This window comes from Phenylobacterium sp. (assembly GCF_044372605.1).
Classification (GTDB): Bacteria; Pseudomonadota; Alphaproteobacteria; order Caulobacterales; family Caulobacteraceae; genus Phenylobacterium.
Map to the genome: position 1 here is coordinate 1 of NZ_JBILRO010000334.1, position 2747 is coordinate 2747.

Sequence of the window (2747 nt, forward strand, 5' to 3'; positions counted from 1 at the left end):
GACGGCGTGAAGGAACCGCTGAACCGCCGCTCGACGATCGACATCAACTTCTGATCTCGATCGACGACAGGTTCGTCGAAATGAAGTTCAGGGCCCGGTGGAAACGCCGGGCCCTATGCTTTGTCCCTGGCGTGGCGGCTGGGTGGTCGACTTGACCTCTTCCAGCACCGCATGGGTTCGGGTCCCTCGGGCGCCGGGGGTTCGTGCCAGCACGTCCTCCGCGAAGATCAGAACGTGGCTCGCACGCGCCCTCGCGCTACGCGGTTGAGCGTGCGCTCAGCGTCAATATCGCCGCCCAGGGCGGGTGACCCCCGCGTCGCTGAATCTGGACGTCTGACCGCGATCACACTGTCGTGATGACCGCCCCCGGAGGACAAGCCTCTCCGAGGGGCGAGCCCTGCGTGTTAAGCTCTCGTTAACGAAAAAGACTGGGGACGGATCGGCCGCCTCATTGACGAGTCATTAGGACACATGGCCCCATATGTGGATTGGTTCGGGGGCTGAACCACAAGATGTAGGTCGGGAAGCGGCTTCGCTTCTCAAGAGGGCACAGGACACAGGTATGAGTGAAGCCGCGCAAGTTGGGATTGCCGAGACTTCTGAAAGGGTTGCGCCGCGCGTGGAGCGGCCGCAGCTGCAATTGGTCCGCAAGGTCGAGGTGGACCGCGCCCGCGACGCGCTGCTGACCGACTTTGGCAAGACCACGCTGGAAGACCGCTATCTGCTTCCGGGCGAGTCCTATCAGGACATGTTCGCGCGTGTCGCTACGGCCTACGCCGATGACGCCGATCACGCCCAGCGGATCTATGACTACATATCCCGTCTCTGGTTCATGCCTTCGACGCCGGTGCTGTCGAACGGCGGCGCGAACCGCGGCCTGCCGATCTCCTGCTTCCTCAACGCCGTGCCGGACAGCCTCGAAGGCATCCAGGGCGTCTGGAATGAAAACGTGGCGCTGGCCTCCAACGGCGGCGGCATCGGCACCTACTGGGGCGGCGTCCGTTCCATCGGCGAGAAGGTCAAGGGCGCCGGTCAGACCAGCGGCATCATCCCCTTCATTCGGGTGATGGACTCACTCACGCTGGCCATCAGCCAGGGCTCGCTGCGGCGCGGCTCGGCGGCGGTCTATCTCGACATCCACCACCCGGAGATCGAGGAGTTCCTCGAGATCCGCAAACCCTCGGGCGACTTCAACCGCAAGTCCCTCAACCTGCACCACGGCATCTCGATCAGCGACGAGTTCATGGAAGCGGTCCGTGACGGCGAAATGTTCGGCCTGCGCAGCCCCAAGAACAACGAGGTCGTCCGCGAGGTCGACGCCCGCTCGCTCTGGCAGAAGATCCTCGAGATCCGCCTGCAGACCGGCGAGCCCTACCTGATCTTCTCCGACACCGTGAACCGCTCGATGCCGCAGCATCAGCAGGACCTGGGCCTGTCGGTCCGCCAGTCGAACCTCTGCTCCGAGATTATGCTGCACACGGGCAAGGATCACCTGGGCACCGAGCGCACGGCGGTCTGCTGCCTGTCGAGCGTCAACGCCGAGACGTTCCTGGAGTGGCGCGACCACCCCACCTTCATCGAGGACGTCATGCGCTTCCTCGACAACGTGCTGGAAGACTTCATCACCCGCGCGCCGCCCGAGATGAAGAACGCCATCTACGCCGCAAAGCGCGAGCGCTCGGTGGGCCTGGGCCTGATGGGCTTCCACTCGTTCCTGCAGAGCCAGGGCGTGCCCTTCGAAAGCGCCATGGCCAAGTCGTGGAACATGCGCCTGTTCAAGACCCTGCGCCGCCAGTGCGACGCGGCCTCGCGCACCCTGGCCGCCGAGCGCGGTCCGTGCCCCGACGCCGCCGAGCGCGGCGTGATGGAGCGGTTCAGCCACAAGCTGGCCATCGCCCCCACCGCCTCGATCTCGATCATCTGTGGCGGCACCAGCGCCGGCATCGAGCCGATCCCGGCCAACATCTACACCCACAAGACCCTGTCGGGCACCTTCGCGGTGAAGAACCCCTTCCTGGAAAGGCTGCTGGACGCCGCCGACCAGAACACCGCCGCGGTCTGGGATTCCATCCTGCAGAACGAGGGCTCGGTCCAGCACCTGGACTTCCTCAGCCAGGACGACAAGGACGTCTACAAGACCGCCTTCGAGATCGACCAGCGCTGGGTCGTCGAGCTGTCGGCCGACCGCACCCCGGACATCTGCCAGTCCCAGTCGGTCAACCTGTTCCTGGCCGGCGACGTCGACAAGTGGGATCTGCACATGCTGCACTGGCAGGCGTGGGAGCGGGGCTGCAAGAGCCTCTACTACCTGCGCTCCAAGTCGGTGCAGCGGGCCAGCCACGCCGGCGGCGAGGCCCTGGCGGCCCACGTCTACGCCGAGGGCAAGACCGACTACGACGAGTGCCTCGCCTGCCAGTGATGGCGCAGCGGCGCTTCGTCCCCAGGCCATTCACAACATGTTGGGGCCCAACCCCAACTTGTCACTAGATGTAGATTGAACTTGGCGCCTATCGTGGCGGCCAATGTAAACCCTCGCTGTCTGGATTCGCCGCCGTGTCCACCGTCTCCAACATCCGCACGCTCCCGGGCCTGATGACGCCCTCCTATGCCTACAAGCCGTTCCGCTATCCGTGGGCCTATGAGTTCTGGAAGAAGCAGCAACAGGTCCACTGGATGCCGGAGGAGGTGCCGCTGGGCGAGGACCTCAAGGACTGGGCCACCAAACTCAACGACCGTGAGCGCAACCT

Annotated in this window: 2 protein-coding genes and 1 pseudogene; all 3 read left to right on the plus strand. The window is 64.8% G+C overall.

Annotation, left to right across the window (positions count from 1 at the left end; all coding sequences use genetic code 11):
- Window positions 1–236: 236 nt before the first annotated feature.
- A pseudogene (locus ACIQ42_RS17785) lies at window positions 237–337 on the plus strand (hypothetical protein); the annotation flags it as partial.
- Between the two features lie 225 nt (window positions 338–562).
- Window positions 563–2419 (plus strand): ribonucleoside-diphosphate reductase subunit alpha, encoded by a 1857-nt coding sequence (locus tag ACIQ42_RS17790; RefSeq protein ID WP_397423561.1) that lies wholly within the window; start codon window positions 563–565, stop codon window positions 2417–2419.
- A 173-nt stretch (window positions 2420–2592) separates the two neighbouring features.
- Window positions 2593–2747 (plus strand): ribonucleotide-diphosphate reductase subunit beta (locus ACIQ42_RS17795; protein WP_397423562.1); only part of this gene is annotated, 155 nt, incomplete at its 3' end.